General features: G+C 44.6%; 15 protein-coding genes. 4 read left to right on the top strand and 11 right to left on the bottom strand.

The window, feature by feature from the left end:
• Nucleotides 1-7 precede the first annotated feature (7 nt).
• From AC59JT_RS11075 to AC59JT_RS11060, 4 genes are all read right to left on the bottom strand, one after another.
• Nucleotides 8-1483: a gluconokinase gene (locus AC59JT_RS11075; RefSeq protein ID WP_497398725.1), complete on the bottom strand. Its 1476-nt coding sequence runs from the start codon at nt 1481-1483 to the stop codon at nt 8-10.
• 10 nt (nt 1484-1493) lie between these two features.
• A complete protein-coding gene (locus AC59JT_RS11070) occupies nt 1494-1715 on the bottom strand; it encodes a hypothetical protein (protein WP_497398723.1) in 222 nt (73 codons plus the stop codon).
• 137 nt (nt 1716-1852) lie between these two features.
• Nucleotides 1853-3481, bottom strand: a complete 1629-nt coding sequence (locus tag AC59JT_RS11065) for an ArnT family glycosyltransferase (RefSeq protein ID WP_497398721.1) — start codon at nt 3479-3481, stop codon at nt 1853-1855.
• 86 nt (nt 3482-3567) lie between these two features.
• Nucleotides 3568-4212, bottom strand: a complete 645-nt coding sequence (locus AC59JT_RS11060; protein WP_497398719.1) for an START domain-containing protein — start codon at nt 4210-4212, stop codon at nt 3568-3570.
• Nucleotides 4213-4459: 247 nt separating this feature from the next.
• Between AC59JT_RS11060 and AC59JT_RS11055 the strand changes: the two genes are divergently transcribed.
• On the top strand, nt 4460-5443 hold the full coding sequence (locus AC59JT_RS11055) for a glycosyltransferase family protein (RefSeq protein WP_497398717.1): 984 nt from the start codon (nt 4460-4462) through the stop codon (nt 5441-5443).
• A gap of 2 nt (nt 5444-5445) precedes the next feature.
• On the opposite strand, the gene AC59JT_RS11050 is transcribed toward AC59JT_RS11055, so the two are convergent.
• The gene (locus AC59JT_RS11050; protein ID WP_497398715.1) at nt 5446-6048 is read right to left on the bottom strand and encodes a DUF2238 domain-containing protein; all 603 of its coding nucleotides are present in this window, start codon (nt 6046-6048) and stop codon (nt 5446-5448) included.
• A gap of 261 nt (nt 6049-6309) precedes the next feature.
• Here AC59JT_RS11050 and AC59JT_RS11045 point away from each other — a divergent pair, with 261 nt between their 5' ends.
• Nucleotides 6310-6681 (top strand): hypothetical protein, encoded by a 372-nt coding sequence (locus tag AC59JT_RS11045; RefSeq protein WP_497398713.1) that lies wholly within the window; start codon nt 6310-6312, stop codon nt 6679-6681.
• 104 nt (nt 6682-6785) lie between these two features.
• The gene (locus AC59JT_RS11040) at nt 6786-7316 is read left to right on the top strand and encodes a ferritin (RefSeq protein WP_497398711.1); all 531 of its coding nucleotides are present in this window, start codon (nt 6786-6788) and stop codon (nt 7314-7316) included.
• Nucleotides 7317-7318: 2 nt separating this feature from the next.
• On the opposite strand, the gene AC59JT_RS11035 is transcribed toward AC59JT_RS11040, so the two are convergent.
• Genes AC59JT_RS11035 through AC59JT_RS11015 form a run of 5 tightly spaced genes read right to left on the bottom strand, consistent with a single transcriptional unit; the run spans nt 7319 to nt 12028 of the window.
• Nucleotides 7319-7570, bottom strand: coding sequence for a (2Fe-2S) ferredoxin domain-containing protein (locus AC59JT_RS11035; protein WP_497398709.1), 252 nt, complete (start codon nt 7568-7570; stop codon nt 7319-7321).
• Between the two features lie 60 nt (nt 7571-7630).
• Nucleotides 7631-8620, bottom strand: coding sequence for a PorP/SprF family type IX secretion system membrane protein (locus AC59JT_RS11030; RefSeq protein ID WP_497398707.1), 990 nt, complete (start codon nt 8618-8620; stop codon nt 7631-7633).
• Between the two features lie 7 nt (nt 8621-8627).
• The gene (locus AC59JT_RS11025; protein ID WP_497398705.1) at nt 8628-9602 is read right to left on the bottom strand and encodes a T9SS type B sorting domain-containing protein; all 975 of its coding nucleotides are present in this window, start codon (nt 9600-9602) and stop codon (nt 8628-8630) included.
• Between the two features lie 3 nt (nt 9603-9605).
• Complete coding sequence (locus tag AC59JT_RS11020) at nt 9606-10316, bottom strand: hypothetical protein (RefSeq protein WP_497398703.1); 711 nt, start codon at nt 10314-10316, stop codon at nt 9606-9608.
• A gap of 14 nt (nt 10317-10330) precedes the next feature.
• The gene (locus AC59JT_RS11015) at nt 10331-12028 is read right to left on the bottom strand and encodes an immunoglobulin domain-containing protein (RefSeq protein ID WP_497398701.1); all 1698 of its coding nucleotides are present in this window, start codon (nt 12026-12028) and stop codon (nt 10331-10333) included.
• Between the two features lie 271 nt (nt 12029-12299).
• Between AC59JT_RS11015 and AC59JT_RS11010 the strand changes: the two genes are divergently transcribed.
• The gene (locus AC59JT_RS11010) at nt 12300-14369 is read left to right on the top strand and encodes a HAMP domain-containing hybrid sensor histidine kinase/response regulator (protein ID WP_497398699.1); all 2070 of its coding nucleotides are present in this window, start codon (nt 12300-12302) and stop codon (nt 14367-14369) included.
• On the opposite strand, the gene AC59JT_RS11005 is transcribed toward AC59JT_RS11010, so the two are convergent.
• On the bottom strand, nt 14370-16874 hold the full coding sequence (locus AC59JT_RS11005) for an NACHT domain-containing protein (RefSeq protein WP_497398697.1): 2505 nt from the start codon (nt 16872-16874) through the stop codon (nt 14370-14372).
• Nucleotides 16875-16950: the final 76 nt, after the last annotated feature.

Raw genomic sequence — 16950 nt, 5'->3', positions numbered from 1 at the left:
TTTTGTTTTAGCGGGCGATGGCGGTTAAAGCTTTGTAATACGCCCTGTACTGCTTGAAACCTCCCTGGTAAGTCTCGTGCTTTGCGGCATCCGGCTCAATAATGGTGATGTGTTCGTCTGTGTTTTTAAAGCTATGCCCGACGCCATACAAAGCCCTTGCGGCCAAATATACGGCGCCAAGGGTTGATGCGTCTTCTTCCTGCACTACCACCAGTTTCTTACCGGTCACATCCGCCAGTAATTGCACCCAGGTAGGGGATGATATAAAACCGCCGCTAATGTTAATTTGGTTAATGGTAGTGCCCGATGACTGCTCCAAATGCGTCAACACATCATTTAAAGCATAACATATACCCTCAATACCCGCGCGTAGAAAATGCTTTTGCGTATGTACCGATCGTACGTTTAAGAATGAAGCGCTGGCACCGGCATCCCATATGGGCGCGCGTTCGCCGTGCAGGTAGGGGAGAAATAGCAGGCCATCGCTACCTGCCGGGACGGTTTCAATATCCGCGAAGAGGCGCTCGTAGTCTGTAGGATCTACGTTTGTTTTGTTCAGGAAGTTTTTGAGCAGCCAGTTAACCGCGTTGCCGCCGTTATTTACAGCACCACCGTTGATGAAGGTTTTTTCATCCAGCAGGTAATTAAAGATCATAGCGCTGTAATCAAATACAGGCTGGTTGCCGGTTATCCGCACCGCGCCGCTGGTGCCAATGGTTAAGGCGGCTGTTCCTTCGGCGGAAACATTGCTGCCCAGGTTGGCTGCGCAACCATCGCCAAGGCCGGCAATAAAAGGTGTAGAAGCGGGAATGCCTAATTGCAGAGCGACTGCCGCGTTAATATCTTTACGCTGGTAAGTAGTTTTAACAGGAGCCGATAATTGCGCTTTGCTGATCCCCGCCACGGCACAGGCTTTCTCGTTCCAATCCAGCGTCGCTATATCAAATAAGCCCGTTGCCGAAGCGATGGAATGATCCACCTCAAATACGCCGAACAGCTTATGCCAGATGTACTCCTTAATGGAAATAAACTTCTCTGTACGGTTAAATAAATCCACATCGTACTCATGCAGCCAAAACAATTTGCACAGCGGCGACATGGGATGAATAGGCGTCCCAGATGTGCGGTAAATATCTTCGCCTTCGGCTGATGCTTTTAAAGTTTCGGCATGTTTTGCCGCACGGGTATCTGCCCAGGTTAGCATGGGGCCTAGCGCGTTGCCGGCATTATCAGCACAGATCAGGCTATGGAAGGCGCTGCTTAGGCCGATGGCCGTTGGCGACTCGTTCAGATCAGCGCAAGCCTGGTTTACGCATTTTACAAATTGCTGCCATATTAATTCGGCATCCTGTTCGCTGGCGCCGCGTTGCGGGCTTTGGGTAGGATAGTGGTACTGCGTGGTAGCCAGTATTTCGCCGCCCTGCGCAACAGCAACAGCTTTAACGCTGCCGGTGCCTATGTCTATGCCTAGGATGTAATTCATTATCTCTGTTTTAATCTTTCCACTCCACTACTTTGAATGAGCGTATCACAGAGTCTTTTGAATATGCAAACTCAAGGTTTTTGGTGTAGTCGGGGTCGATCATGTCGTATTCAAGCTCAATTTTATAGGTTATTGCAATGCTGTCTTTCCAGTCAGGTTCCCCTAATTTGTCAATTAGTTGTTTACAGGTCAATCCCACCAATTTATGGTTGGTTGTTAAGTCTTTTAGCATTCTGGCCCGCGAGGGTGGAGGAAAGCCATCAACTGCGCCTGTCGTCCAAGTTTTTTTGTCAAACTTCGTGTTGCACGCCATTAATAAACAACAGGCAATGAACAAACATAACAAATAGTGATTGGCCGATTTCATCATCACTTCCCAAAAGGCACCAACCCATTCAACTGCCTGTACAACGGGTAATCAGGCAATGGCGTAGCCGATTGATGGAAATTTTTACAATAAAAAACCTGTAAGTATTCTTCAACCACGCCGGCGCGGATGATGGGGATATCGGCCACTTTGGTTATGCTGTCGAAGAATGGGGTGCCGTCCTGGTTTATGGTTTCATCGTAAGCGCTGGCTTCGCCGATGATGATGGCGTCTTTGCCTAATAGTGTTTTCGGGTCGACAAGAAAGGGAAGGTTACGTGCATCGCGGTTAAAGCAGATGATGTCTTTTTTTCCGCGCAGGGCCCAGTCTACCTTGCCAGCCAGCCACCAGCGGGTGCTGCCTGCAAATACTTTGGGGTTGTTTAACCAGCCTTCTTTCTCAAAGCGGGTCATGATGCCGTCATAATCTACGCCCTGTATAGTGGGGTCAATTTTGCCGCCGCCAAGGCCGGCCACCCATTTGGGGCCATAGCTTTGCCAAAAGCCGGTAACCAAGTGCGTGCCTAGTACGCCAATGGTTATAATGGTGAAGTAAATAGAAAAATTAAGCCAACGGCGGGTTAAGCGTTTGCGGTATTCATCGACGCCATTCAAAGCTTTGTCAATAGCGAAGCCCAGCGGCATAAACAGCATCATGTAACCCGGCGCCTGCCAGTGGAAATGATACTGCAGATCGGCCCACAGGGTTAATACGGTGAAGAAAATTATAGGTAACACCGCCATCCAAAAGTTAAAGCCGTAGGCGGCCTCAAAACGCTGTTTCCAGCTAATGAATAATTGCTTGATAGTCGGCCACCATATCCATGGCAGCAACCATGCGGCCTGACCCAGGATACTCCGCAAAAACCAATCCACATGAAACTGGAAAGCCTCGTGCCTGGTGCCGGCCCGCGAGCCCTGCCATACAAAAGATACCCAATTGTTATTATAGTTCCACCACAAAACAGGGGTAGCCATCAAGAGGGTGATGAATATAGCCAGGTACGGCCCAGGGTGAGTGATCCAATGGCGCTGATCTTTATTGGTTGCAATGAACAAGAAAACACCCGCGAACAGAAATAAAACATGGTATTTACTCAATGTTGCCAGGCCCATCATAATGCCGATGATCAGCCATAGACGGTATACTTTGCCTTTATCTTTAATGGGGTCAAGCTTTGGTCCGCCTATGCCCAGCACTTTAACTATGTACCAGGTGGCTGCCAGCCAAAAGAAAACCAATGGTCCGTCAGGCTGAAACCAAACCGCTACACCTATAGTAAACAACGCGCTCAGGTTCATTACAGTAACTGCCCAAAAGCCGGCCTTGGCGTTGAATAGCCGCTCGCTTAACAAATAAAGTAACCAGCTTGAGCCGGCAAATAGCAATACCGTAGGTAAACGCAAACCTAAATTAGTAAGCCCCAATAATTTTATGCTGATACCGCCCAGCCAGAAGAAGAGGGGAGGTTGGTCAAAATAACTCCAGTCGAAATGCAACGCGCCGCGGAAGTAGTACGATTCGCCGTTGCCCATGCCGGTGTAGGCTGCAATAAGCAGGCGCACCAAAAACGTAATGATAATAAGATTGAGGGTATAACGGCGGGCGTTGGCTTCGGTTAGTTTACTCATTAAGCGGCGTTGTTATTTGAAGCAGCTAAGGTCATCATTTTTTTCAAAAATTTTGGGCATATATTTTCAGCCACGCTAACATGCATTTAGTTTTTGATGAACGATAAAGCCGCGTTTTTGTAAGCCGGTTTTTGTACCTGTAGTTTCAATTTTTTAAAGGTTTGCATAGGTCCGTCGGTAGCAAAAAGATTGATCAGGAAGGTAGGCGCACCTTCGCCGGGATCTATCTGCAGGTAATAAACCACTTTAACCTGGTTACCCTGCGGGATGATGATCCATTTGCCTTTTGATTCATAAATACGCGTAATGCCTTCCTTGACGGGCACCATCCCTTTTACCGATGGCGCATCAACCGTAACCGTTTTATCCGCAGCTTGTGTAATACTTAAATGGGCCACAAAATCGCGGTTTTGAGCGGGCCAGGGTACGTTAACTTCGCTGTGGTAATATATTTCTGAGGTTGATACCTGTTTAACCAGCGTAGTGCTTTTAGTTTTATAAACCCAGTCGGTATAACTTTTTAGATCCAACAACACAGCCACCAGTTGCGCGGCTGTTGCATTAAGCGTACATTCCACCTTTATGGGTTTTATTTTTTCGGCCGATTTGGGGTTGTTGTAGATTGTTATACCCTCTTTCTCGGTAACCTTTACCCATTCTGATTGCGCATGCGCGGTTGATGCGCTGCTTAAAATAATGATCAGTAAAGCTAATTTTCTGTATATCAACATATCTGCCTGTTTATAAAAGTATATGTTAAGTTATTTAAAATCACATTAATAAATGTTATTCATACCTAACACAAACTTAACCTGCCATTAATATGCCAATTTTACTTTTGCAACGTTAATCCAATTGAAGTTTTAAATAGATCGTTCTTTTTTTCATTGGCTAATAAGATCAGTTAATTACAGAATAAAGAGAGCTAATACCCCGCTCTCTTTATTTATTTAAGGGCTTTTATATAAATTTGATAAAATGAAGATACTTTACGCTATACAGGGCACGGGCAACGGACACTTAAGTCGCTCGATGGATATTGTGCCATTGCTGCAAAAAAAGGGTGATGTTGATGTGTTGGTTAGCGGTATACAGGGCGATCTGAGCGTACCATTCCCGATAAAGTATAAATGCTATGGTTTCGGTTTCATTTTCGGTAAGTCGGGTGGGGTTGATCTGTGGAAATCATTTTTCAAATCAAAGTTTCGCAGGTTTATTAACGAGATTAAGGAGCTACCTATTGATAAATATGATGTGGTGATCAATGATTTCGAGCCGGTATCTGCCTGGGCATGTTATTTAAAAGATAAGCCTTGTATAGGGTTAAGTCACCAGGCTGCAGTGCTGCACGAAAAAGCGCCAAAGCCATCTGAATCTGACGCTATCGGTCGCCTGATATTGAAAAACTACGCGCCGGTAACTTCGCAATACGGCTTCCATTTTAAATCATTTGATAAAAACATAAACACCCCGGTGATCCGCCAGCAAGTGCGCGAGCAGGAAATAACTAACCGTGGCCATTATACCGTTTATTTGCCGGCTTATGATGATAAGCGATTAATTAAACACCTTACCGAGTTTAAGCACATCCAATGGGACGTGTTTTCAAAGCATAATAAAAAAGTTCATCAGCATAAAAACGTGCTGATACAGCCCATTAACAATAAAGACTTTATTAAAAGCATGGCCGAAAGCGCCGGCATACTTTGCGGTGCCGGTTTTGAAACTCCTGCCGAAGCTTTATTTATGCAGAAAAAGTTATTGGTTATCCCCATGAAAAACCAATACGAGCAGCAGTTAAATGCAGCGGCGCTGAAAGAAATGGGTGTGCCTGTTATAAAAAGTTTAAAAAGCAAGCACCACGAAACTATCCAGGATTGGTTGGATAATGGCAAACCCATCAAGGTAAACTATCCGGATAATACGGCGGCTATTATTGATGCTATTTTTGAGAAACTGTAGGCTTAGCCGTTTAGCGTAGCGATATTCTTATTCTGTATTTTACTAAAAAGCGCTACCATGCAAATAGCACCAATAGTGGCGTACAACATATCCGACTGCGTATCCCAAATATAACCCTGCGTACCCAGGAATGAATCGCCGGATTCACCGGAAACGAGCGAAACGCCCCATTCCAAAAACTCATAGGCAGCACTTATAGCCATGCAAACGCATACAGTTAAAAAGGATAACCAGCTTTTTTTAAGCACCACCTGCTTGCGTACAAACAGCTCGCGGATGATCATGGCCGGTACAAAGCCCTGCATAAAGTGGCCTATTTTATCGTAGTTGTTACGGGTTTGGTGGACGGTGTCTTTTATCCACTCAAACAAGGGTACTTGAGCGTAGGTGTAATGTCCGCCAATAAACAATATATAGCAATGCACCAGTATCATTACGTAAGTTAGGTAAGTGAAACGGAAGCTTTTGAACGTAAACAGTAATACGGCGAGTCCTATCACCGCCGGGAAAACTTCAAGCACCCAGGTAAAATAATCATGCGGGTTTATGGCCGATAAAGCGAGGCCGAAGGCGAACAGAAAAACGAGCAGGTAATATTTTTTCATGTGTTTAAAGATGGGGAATAAATATGATATGTTGGATAGGAGGGAGCACGGTTACGACTCGACCGCTCTCCACGTCATAGCGAACGAAGTGTAGCTATCCCCGAGCGATGAGTATGCGTGCGACCAGTCTGAAGGGGATTACTACGTTCGTTCCTCACTCGTAATGACGTACTGTGTGGTAACTTGTTGTACATCAGCGCAATAATAAATTGAAATTTTATTTGGATTAATTATAAATAAACGGCATTTTTGTTACCGAAGATGCAGACAATAGTTAACGCCCAAATAGCCACCATGAACGAAGTATTTAGCACCACCCGCGGCGCTATCTACCAACATGATGCCGAGCGTTGCTGGTATGTTGATTTTGCCGGTAAACTGGCCAAGTTTGACTACCGCTGCCTGTTAAAACTACGCAAAGCTGTTTACAATGTTGACATAGAGCAGGTGCTGCTTAAAAGCGACAAAACGGCCGATGTAGAGATCATCTTCATTTGTGCCTGCGATCATACCTACGTACTAACCCTGGTACAGATCATCGCCCTGAAAGAAATTTTAGAAGGTACTTTTACGATGTTAGAACTCAATAACATCATCTACGACAGGCTATACCGCTTACCGGGCGTGATTTAGACTGATTTCATATTGCACTTATTTTATACGGTCGGCATTTTATAGCACTATGTTTGTACTATAATTACTCGCTACAGGTTTATCCTGTTTAAATTATTTGCATCATGAAAGATCTAATCCGTATTAAATCGCTTATTTCAACTGAAATTGAGCAACTGCTGAACCAGCAGGTAAAAAAGGAAGCATATTCTTCATCAATATATTTGTCAATGGCATCATGGTGTAACCGTAATGGTTATGACTATTCTTCTGACTACTTTTTTAAACAAGCTGAAGAGGAGAGAGAACACCAGCTGAAATTCTTCAAATACATTTTAGATATGGGCGGTAACGCTATATCTCCGGATGTAAACGATATTAAACAGGAATTTAACTCTTTCCGCGAAGTTTTTGAAGAAGCTTTGGATCAGGAGATCTCTGTTACCCAATCTATCAACAACATTTACGGTCGTTGCCTTAAAGTTCAGGATTTTGTGACCATGGAGTTTTTAAACTGGTTCCTGAAAGAACAACGTGAAGAGGAATACAAAGCACGTCGTGCCCTGGAATTATTCGAAGTTATTGGCGAAGAAGGTACCGGCAGATGGCAGATTGACAAGCACGTTGGCGGTATTAAATACGATAGCGAAGCTTAATATCAAAAACCCAGAAGTTTTAATACTTCTTTAGGATGATATTCTTTTAACCAGGTATTACCTGGCTGTAATGCACAGATTGGCGCAAATTTGCAACGGTCTGTGCATTCTGTTTCTATAACCTCTATCTCTTCGTCTTTGTGATGTTTGGCGTATGATTTTGCCAGTTTATACATCTCTTTTCCGCCCCTTTTGCTGCACTTGCTGCCTGTACAAACGTACAGCACTTTATCAGGCACCGTAAACTTACCCATGGTGCAAAGTTAAATGATAAATAATTATAAAGCTATTGTTAAGTACGGGAAATGACGTTGTTAAAACTTATAGCAACGGTTGCCGATGTAGTCGCCGTTGTTAGGTTTGCTCAGGTAAAAGCCAACCGAAAGTTCGTGGCTGCCGTTATTATAAAAGCCAAGTCCGCTTAGTGAATGATCGTAAGAATAGCCAATGCGTATAGAAGGCGTGGCAAAAAACTCGATCACACCGCCAAAAGCGTTACGGGTGCTTAGGTTAGTTTGCAGGTTTGGTTTGTTATATAATTTAATGACTGAACGGTAAAACGCGCCGACAGACATACGTTCATTAAATAGCAGGAAGGCGTCAATATCCATCGTCGTAGGGCCTTTTACATCGTCTTTGATCAGGAAGATAGGTTTCAATTTTACACCGCTGTAATCGTCCAAATTAAAGAGCGCGCCACCTGTTAAATAAATATGAGGCTGGGGGATAGGTACCAGCAGGTTATCAGGATTATCTTTTTTAACGAACCTTGCCAGGAAGTTAGTGGTTGACAGGCCCAGGAAGTAACGTTCGTTAGAGTAATAGATACCGAAATTAGCATCGGGTATAGCGGTGCTTTGCGAAGCGACAGGTATGGCCTGATCATTACCTTGTATAGCATTCAGGCGCGAGCCGTCAATTCCCAACTGGGTAATGCCGCCTGCTATACCAAATGAAAGCCGTGAATTTTCGTTTTCGCCAATGCGTATGCGATAGGCGTAATTGATGTACGCTGAAAAGTTATTTTGAGCACCCACGCGGTCGCTGCTCAGAGTTAAGCCCAAACCCATATTCTTTTCTTTAATAGCACCATCCGCTGCAAGCGAAAAACTTTGCGGTGCCCCGGTTACACCTACCCATTGCGATCGGTAGTACGATTGTACGTAGATCTCCTCCTTATGCCCCGCGTATGCCGGGTTAATATATATCCCGTTAAAAATATACTGACTTACCTGTGTATCCTGTTGTGCCTGTGCGGCAAGTGTTTTTAGGATGATAACACCAATTAAAATTAACTTTTTCATGGCCGTATTATTTTTTTGTTCGCAGTAAAGTAATGTAGCCCTTGTATGAATCCCATTTACCCGAAGGGGATTGTATGCGCAGGATGTAGAAGTAGGTGCCTTCGTTCAAACCGCTTCCGGTCCAGTCGCTCTGATAATTCTTTTTCTGGAATACGGTAGCGCCCCAGCGATTCATCACCGTAAACTCGTTGGCAGGGTAGGCGGATAAACCCGGAATGAAGAACGCGTCGTTCACACCATCGCCGTTAGGCGTAAACACGTTTGGTATAGTTAAACCTGAAGAGGTTACCAACACAGTAGCCGTATTGTTATCCATATTGGCATCTGGCTGCGCCGCTGTAACAGTGGCCGTGTTGGTCACGTCGCCCGGTTTTAATGGGGTAACGGTAAACGTAAGTGTAGCCGATTCTCCCGGTTGCAGTTGGCCGATGGTCCATTTTATATTCTGGTCAACATTGTTATAATTTGCCGTACCCGTTGGTGTAGGCGTCATCTGGCCAAATTTTACATCAGGTGGCATAACATCTGTAACATTGATGCCGGTAGCTGTTGTTGGGCCGTTATTGATAACGGTGATGGTATATACAATGGGTTCGCCCGCGTTTTTTGATGGCTGATTGGCGGTAATGCCGATTACCATGTCGGCAGTTGAAGTTGCCGGTATTACATTGACCACAACCCGATCTGATAATTCGGACGCGCAACTACCCATATTAATGGTTTGTACCTGGTAAGCGCCTGTAGTGTTAACTACTAATGTGCGCTGTGTACCACCGGTAATAGGAACGCCATCCTTTAGCCACTGATAGGTCACACCTCCGGCCTGATCGGCGCGCAGTGTAACCGATTTGCCTTCTACTATATTTATGGTTTGGTCGGCATTGGCCAACGGGGCGCCGGTTTTGGCGCTTCCCGTCAGGCAATACGTTAATAAAACCATAAAAGCAGAAAGGCTAAATAATATGTGGCCCTTTAGTAGCATTAATTATGGGGTGATAGTAATAGTTGGTTTGGTTGGCAATGCTATTACGTTAAAGTTGATAGCGTTTGATGTTGCCGCGCTACAGGTTTTTAAAGCTGCAGGGTAGTTAATTTGTACGGTGTAAGCAATGCCTGTACCTACCGCGCTGTCGTCAGTACTGTTTAAGGTATAGGTTTGGCCTGTTGCGCCGGTAATAGCCACGCCGTTTTTATACCATTGGTACACGTAAGTAAAGTTCTCTGTAACGGTGGTTGCCTCGCCGCCGGTTGCTGTAAGCGTTAAACTTGCAGGCACCGCGTTGGTACAATACTGTGTAGTTGCCGGGGTGTTTGATACAATAGCAGCTGTTATACCAGGCAATACATACACAATAGCCGGATCAGACGCTGTAGCCGACTCGCAACCCTCGGTATTTACCGATGTTGATGTATAGGTGTAATAACCTACAGCCGGTGGTACATCAACCAAATTGGCTGTAGTGCCGGCAAGGGTAGTAGCGGTGCCTGCGGTATTGGTACCTTCATAACGTTTCCAGATGTAGCTGGCCGCTCCGGGCGAGGCTGCGGTAAGTTTTACCTGGTCGCCGGTACAGTACGCGGCAAGCGTTGCTGGGTTTAAGTCGGCTAATGCGGCAACTTGTGCACGGGCTTTACTTGCGCCTAATAAAAGGAAAAGGCCAAGAAGCAATTTGATGATAAAAGGGCTCTGTTTCATGGTGTTATTTGATTTTAATTTGTTAATGCTATGGTAGGTTGTGCCGGGCGTGCGTCAATCTTTACGCTTACAGGCGTATCTGTACTCACGCAGCCGTTGGCATTTTTTACAGTTAATGTTCCGTTATAAGTGCCTGCGGAGGCTGCTGCAGGCATGGTTATATTGATATTGCTGGCCGGTAGCGCGGCATTGTTAACGTTGGTAAACCCCGCAGATGCAGCGGTGCTATCCCAGGTTATGCTGTACGTAGTAGGAGTTTGTGTACTTGTGTACGGCACAGTGGTGGCGGTAACACCTGTGCAAACAGGTACTGCGGTGCCGGGGGCGACAGTTGGCCTTGGGTTTACGTTGATAGTTACAGGTGTGCGTGTTGTTACTTCGGTGCAACCATCGCGACTAGCCTCTACATAATAAATATTAGGGCTTGAAGTGCTTAAGCTTGCCGCTGTTGGTGTGTACGATGTACCGGTATGCAATAATGTGCCATTGGTAGCCGCATCGTACCATTTATATGTAGTACAAGTTTGTGTGTTGTTAACGGCCAGCGTAGATGTGTTACCCTCGCATATGGTAGTTGCAGTGGCTGCTGCGCCGTCGATGTTCGTAGTTGGATCAGCTATTAATTTTTTGACATCGTAAATGCGTAGACCGGGAACTAATCCCGCAGTAGCTAAACCGCCTACCTGTACTTCTACACGGTCAAATACGCCATATGCGGCCGGGGGCGATAAGATCAGCTCGTATTTTTCATTACCGGCCGTGCTGCCGGGCAACAAACTAAGCGACAGCAAACCCGAACTTGCTTTGACCCCGGTACCTACCGGCGTTGTGCCATTGTAAAGCTGTATGGTAAAATCAGTTATCAGGCTAAGGTCAAGCAAACCGCCGCCGGGTTTCTGCAGTACCAGTTTAACCTTATCGCCCAGTTGCGACTGGGTGTTGAATATAGTGGTATGAAAAACCTGGCTCAATAGCTGGGCGCCAACCTGCATTTCGGCGTAGGTGGCAAGGGTAGGGTCGTTGTCTATGGCGCTCCATTCGTTGGTAACGGTGCCTGTCGCTGTTGCTATACCGCCAACAACGGTGGTACGAATACCCGAAAGCACATCAATCGGTGTATTACAAGCAACCGATGTGCTGCCCGTTGTATTGATAAAAGCACCGTAAACATCAACACTTTGTGCCACGCCCAGGCCCGATAGTTCAACCCAAACACCGGTGTAGGGTACAGGTGTACCGCCCGCATCCTGCGGTATAATGGTTATTTCCATAGTACCTGCGCCGTTAAGCAGGCCCAAGAGTGTGGCATCTTCATAGGCTTTGCCGGCGGCATCGGCAGTCCAGCCAAAAAAGTTATGCAGGTTGGTATAAGGTTGCACCTTTACGCCGCCAAAAACTGAAAGTAAACCTGCCGGGAAAGATAGTTTAACAGTTACCGGAGTACCGGCGGTTTGCGTAGTGCCAAAATCAAGAAATTGCTTTGCTGTACCTGCTACGCCGCTGTTAAGGGTAGAATGACTGACCATATCGCCGCTAACAGCATTGGCAGCGTTGCTTACCGAAGTGAATGCTCCGGCAACATCAGTGCGTTGTACTGTAGCGAATGATCGAACAGGGATATTACATTGCCCAAAAACATCCCCGCCCGGGGATGCAATTATGAATACAATCAACAGGCACAAAAGGCCTTTTAGCTTAGGTATTATGGGCATTGTTTACGCTATTTAGGGGGTAAATGAGTGGCCGTTCATTTTATGCTTTTATGCACGGCATTTTCATTGTCTCCCAAATTTACCACAGCAAATAGTGCCTTTTTTAGCCATTCGGGTTCAGTTTGGTTTGGTGGGCTATGTATGTAAATGAACGCTGTGCACAGGCCTGCACAACTGTGAACAACACCACTACAGGTTGTTAGCTATGAACAAAAAATGAATAGAGTATTATTTTATTTTTATAAGTTTAATCCCTCATCCCCTAATAACTATGAGATCATTTTTTTTAGAAAAGTGGTTTAAAGACATACCCATATCCAGGAAGCTGTATTTCACTATCGGAATTATGGCTTTGCTGATATTGATGGAACTGTTCACACTGGGCTTTGCCATATCCAGTTTGTCGGCAGTCCGTTCATTTGTGGGTGGGGAGGGGCTGTGGTCAAAAGCGCAGAAGGACGCCGTTTCTAATTTGCGGTTGTATGCCTATACCCATGATGAGAAAGATTACCGGGCCTATCAACAGTTTTTAAAAGTTCCGCTGGGCGATGGCAAAGCCCGTAAAGCCCTTGAAAAACCCGAACCCGACCTGGAAATGGCCCGTCAAGGTTTCCTGGAGGGAAGAAATCACCCGGACGATATCGACGGCATGATCAAACTCATGCTGCGCTTTAATAAAATTGATTATATAGCCCGCACCATATACTACTGGCAACAGGCCGAAGCCTCGTTGATGAAGCTCATCCCGGCAGGCGAAGAACTACATAAAAAGATCCAATCAGGCAAAATAACCGATGCCGAAACCAAACAGGCTCTTGCATACATCGAACAAATAAATACGCAGATCACCCCATCCGAGGACGGGTTTTCATACACCCTGGGCGAAGGCTCGCGCTGGTTTGAAAAATTGATACTAGGCATATTGATCGGGCTGGCGCTTACCGTGGAGATAACCGGTATAGTAATAGCGATATCTATTAGCCGTGGTATTGAAAAAGGGCTTAGAGAGATCATTACCGGTGCCGAAAAAGTATCAAAAGAGCTGTTTGATACCCGGGTTAAAGTGTTCTCGCGTGATGAGATAGGCGTGCTGGCCACTGCGTTTAACCAAATGACGGATAAAATGCAGCATACCATAGCCGATTTGAAAGAGGCCGAAACCCGCGCCAAAAAGCAGAAGAACCGTGCGGAAGCATCCGAGAAAGTGAAGCAGTTGTTCATTGCCAACATGAGCCATGAAATACGCACACCGATGAACGCTATCGTGGGTTTCGCGCATTTGCTGGAAGAGTCGGATATGACGCAGGAGCAGGAGGAATATATACAGGCCATTATTAAATCGGGCGAGTTTTTGCAGGTGTTGTTGAACAATATTCTGGATATGTCGCGCATCGAGGCCGGCAAGGTTACGGTTGACCAGCGCGCGTTCAGCATACAGCAGGTGGTGCATACTGCCATCTCCATGAGTAAAAACGAAGCCAATAAAAAATCGCTGGTTATTAATTACCGGGTTGATGATAAGATACCCGATGTTTTGTATGGCGATGAAATGCGCATGGGGCAGGTTTTAATAAACCTGATAACCAATGCCATTAAGTATACCTTTATAGGCTCGGTTTTTATCGAAGTATCATTGATTAAGCAAGATGAAAATACGGCCTGGGTTGAGTTTAGCGTACAGGATACCGGCATTGGCGTGCCGCTTGAAAAGCAGGCTAAAATATTCGAAAGCTTTGAGCAGGTGGGCAAAAGTAAAACTTTTGGCGGCATTGGCCTGGGCCTGAGCATTTCAAGGCAGCTTACAGCATTATTAGGGGGCGATATATTTATTAAAAACAGTTCGCCAAACGGATCTGATTTTGCGTTTATATTACCATTTAGCAAAACCGGGCCGGTAAATGCCAATGCCGAAACGCCTGCATACAACAAACCCGGCCTGCTTAATACCAAGGCTTTTTTTGCCAGTGTGTTAATTGCAGATGATAATGACCTGAACCAGTTATTGATAACCCGCGTTTTGCAAAAGCGGGGCTTTAATGTTGATGTAGCTGTAAACGGCCATATGGTTATTGAAAAGGTACGTAATAATACCTACGATGTAGTATTGATGGATCTGGATATGCCCGAGCTAAATGGCTATGAAGCAACCACCATCATCAGGCATATGGATGGGCCGGTAGCCGATTTACCTATTATTGCAGTAACTGCTCATGCTACTGAAGAGGAACGACAGAAGTGCATTGATCACAAAATGAACGACTTTATATCAAAACCCTTTGATGTGAACGAACTGCATCACAAAATACTCAGCTTTATAAATACCAAAACCAAAACGGTTTAGCTATTTAAGTTTCTCAAATATTTCGGTAACGCTTGATTCTATCATGAGTTTTGAGTGCTCATAGTTTAACTGCTTGTAAAACTGGGTTAACTCGGTAGTGGTTGATAGCAGATTTTTTTTGAGCAATAACGATATGATATAGAACTTGGCCAGTTTATACCCGTATTTATCGGCTATATAAGCAAAGCATTTATACTCGGCGTTTATAGCATCAATTTGTTGGCTTATGATGGCCGTTTTTATTTTTACCGCATGATAATGCAGCGTGATGTACGGTGTGTAAGAATCATCATAATAATTACCCAGCTTTAGTATTGATTTGTAGGTAGCTATCAGGTTTTTCTTGTCATCCATCACAAAGTATGTATCTGCTATCAAGGCTTTCAGGAAGAAAGTATACTCGGTTGAGTACACAGAGAAATCCTTGTAAATATTGTTCAGTATCTGCACATAGCGCAACAACTTGCGTGGCTTTTGGGCTATTTGCAAGGTGTAGCCGGCCAGGATGTACATTATATCGTTGGCAATATTATGCTTCAGTGCATCGCCGCCGGTAGGCGGGTTAAAGCAAAACTTGGTGATCTCAGCCAGGGCATCCTTTTTAATAATGCCATATTTAAGGTAATGAAATACAGTATCCAAACAACTTAACGGACTGATAGGATACCTGAACAGATCAACCTGCGGCATTTTACGCAGATCGGCCAGATGTGCATCCAGCGCCTTCATATCCAGCTTGGTTACACTAATAATGGCCAGGCTAACTTTTAATAGTAATTTTTTATCGTTTGTGAGATCGAACTTAAGCAGGGTTTGAAGCGTCTTTTCGTATTCCGCAGATACAAACTCCAGTCCGAAGAAATAACTGAACAGTTCGTTATCAATATTGAACCTGAATTGGTGCTTGCTGTTGTTGCCATAAACTGCCGAGTTATATTCTTTCTCAAAAATATCGCCCATAAATACAATAAGCTCGGCTTTTTTGTTGAGCGATAGTTCTGCTTTTACCAGGTGGTTAAGGTTATATTGCTGGTCGGTTTTAATAGCATATATTAAAAACCATTTAATAACATTCAGCTTCAGGTCGGCATTAACCAATTGGTCGGCGTTTTGTATCAACGCCAGGTTAAAGCGGTTATCGTTATCCGCCAGTAGTTTTTGAGCTACTATGTATTCTAAAAAGTCATGGTTGCCAAACTCGATATAGGTATTGTGCTGCAGATCTACGCTTTTATTAAACTCCGATAAAAACTCAAGGCTCAGTAGCTCATGGTAGGCGTGGTTGTATTTAGTTAATACTACATCTGCCTTAATCTTGTTGATATGATAGATACCATCTTTCAGGTTCATCATGTTCACCAGGTCAAACAGCAGCAGTATTTTTTCGGAAGAGTATTTATCCAGGTAAATTTTATCAAGAATGAACGCCGAAATAATATCATAACGGTATAAGCCGGTGATGTTATTAAGCGAGAAGTTGTTTTTGTTAAGCTTGTAATAGATCTGGAAGTAAAGAGGGTTGCTCAACAGATCAATGGCCTCGGGGCCTATAACCACATTAGCCAGCGGATTGATGGTATAGCACAAGTCGTGCAGTTCGTTCACATTCAATAAGGGCACGTTGCTAAAATGATCGTGGTTGGTAATGAAGCCGTTAAACCATGTTTTCTCATCAATATTTAAATGATGTTTGTTATTGATCCAGGTATCAGATCGCATGGTCAATATCAATTTAAATGATTCGCTAGACTGGTACAACGACAGCACATCCACAATTTGCGTAAGCACCAACTGAAACTGATCGTTTTTAAACATATGCTCGTCAAATCCATCAATGATCAGGAAAAAGTTGCCCGGCTTTTTTTCTTTGCCGTTAAGCAGCATATCCAGTATTTCGGTGCGATTGTAACCTAATAGGGATAGGAGCCAGGTATGAATATCCTGCCCGCTGGATAGCACCGACATTAATGAAGGTGTACTAAAGAACAGGATGATATCGCTTACATTGTTTTCGGCATTGTAGGCGATGCGCTCCTCTATCCAGTGTAACAATGCGATGGTTTTGCCATAACCTGAAGGGCTTATTAAAGCAGTAGCGATATAGTCTGAAGCCAGGAAGCTGTTCATGTGTTCATCCACAAACTTGCGTTTAATGGTTTTCTTGAACGGAATGCCTGAACGGTTTTGTAATGCACGGAGGGTGAAGTTGGTAACCTTGGTAGCATCGTTACTCAGGTTAAGCCAGTCGGCGGTTTTGCCCGAGCCGTTTTGTGTTTCGTACTCGTTTAAGAATGCCATCCAATTGGTATAGCCACAGTACTGTGCCAGGGCATCAACGGTAAACTGTGAAGGTTTGAATTTGCTGTGCGCGAAACCGTATACACGTTTAAGCGTAGTTTCGCTTATTCGTTTTTTGGTCTTTTGAAAGATCAATGCGCTAACTATCTTACAATCGGCCGAAGTGAAATTTATTAGATCAGACTTGTCAAGAACGAGTTTTTTCAACAAGTTAAAATGGTGTGATAGCATAGCTTTTCAAAAAAATGAAATTTTGTAACGGCACTAGCACGGGGCGATGCTG

Source organism: Mucilaginibacter sp. A3364, assembly GCF_059690715.1.
Note: the sequence above shows the minus strand (reverse complement) of the source record. Positions and strands in the feature narration are given on the sequence as shown.

Excerpts from the sequence above, each read along its gene's own strand:
- AC59JT_RS11075 (WP_497398725.1), bottom strand. The coding sequence starts at position 1,483 with ATGAATTACATCCTAGGCATAGACATAGGCACCGGCAGCGTTAAAGCT.
- AC59JT_RS11070 (WP_497398723.1), bottom strand. The coding sequence starts at position 1,715 with ATGCTAAAAGACTTAACAACCAACCATAAATTGGTGGGATTGACCTGT.
- AC59JT_RS11065 (WP_497398721.1), bottom strand. The coding sequence starts at position 3,481 with ATGAGTAAACTAACCGAAGCCAACGCCCGCCGTTATACCCTCAATCTT.
- AC59JT_RS11060 (WP_497398719.1), bottom strand. The coding sequence starts at position 4,212 with ATGTTGATATACAGAAAATTAGCTTTACTGATCATTATTTTAAGCAGC.
- AC59JT_RS11055 (WP_497398717.1), top strand. The coding sequence starts at position 4,460 with ATGAAGATACTTTACGCTATACAGGGCACGGGCAACGGACACTTAAGT.
- AC59JT_RS11050 (WP_497398715.1), bottom strand. The coding sequence starts at position 6,048 with ATGAAAAAATATTACCTGCTCGTTTTTCTGTTCGCCTTCGGCCTCGCT.
- AC59JT_RS11045 (WP_497398713.1), top strand. The coding sequence starts at position 6,310 with ATGCAGACAATAGTTAACGCCCAAATAGCCACCATGAACGAAGTATTT.
- AC59JT_RS11040 (WP_497398711.1), top strand. The coding sequence starts at position 6,786 with ATGAAAGATCTAATCCGTATTAAATCGCTTATTTCAACTGAAATTGAG.
- AC59JT_RS11035 (WP_497398709.1), bottom strand. The coding sequence starts at position 7,570 with ATGGGTAAGTTTACGGTGCCTGATAAAGTGCTGTACGTTTGTACAGGC.
- AC59JT_RS11030 (WP_497398707.1), bottom strand. The coding sequence starts at position 8,620 with ATGAAAAAGTTAATTTTAATTGGTGTTATCATCCTAAAAACACTTGCC.
- AC59JT_RS11025 (WP_497398705.1), bottom strand. The coding sequence starts at position 9,602 with ATGCTACTAAAGGGCCACATATTATTTAGCCTTTCTGCTTTTATGGTT.
- AC59JT_RS11020 (WP_497398703.1), bottom strand. The coding sequence starts at position 10,316 with ATGAAACAGAGCCCTTTTATCATCAAATTGCTTCTTGGCCTTTTCCTT.
- AC59JT_RS11015 (WP_497398701.1), bottom strand. The coding sequence starts at position 12,028 with ATGCCCATAATACCTAAGCTAAAAGGCCTTTTGTGCCTGTTGATTGTA.
- AC59JT_RS11010 (WP_497398699.1), top strand. The coding sequence starts at position 12,300 with ATGAGATCATTTTTTTTAGAAAAGTGGTTTAAAGACATACCCATATCC.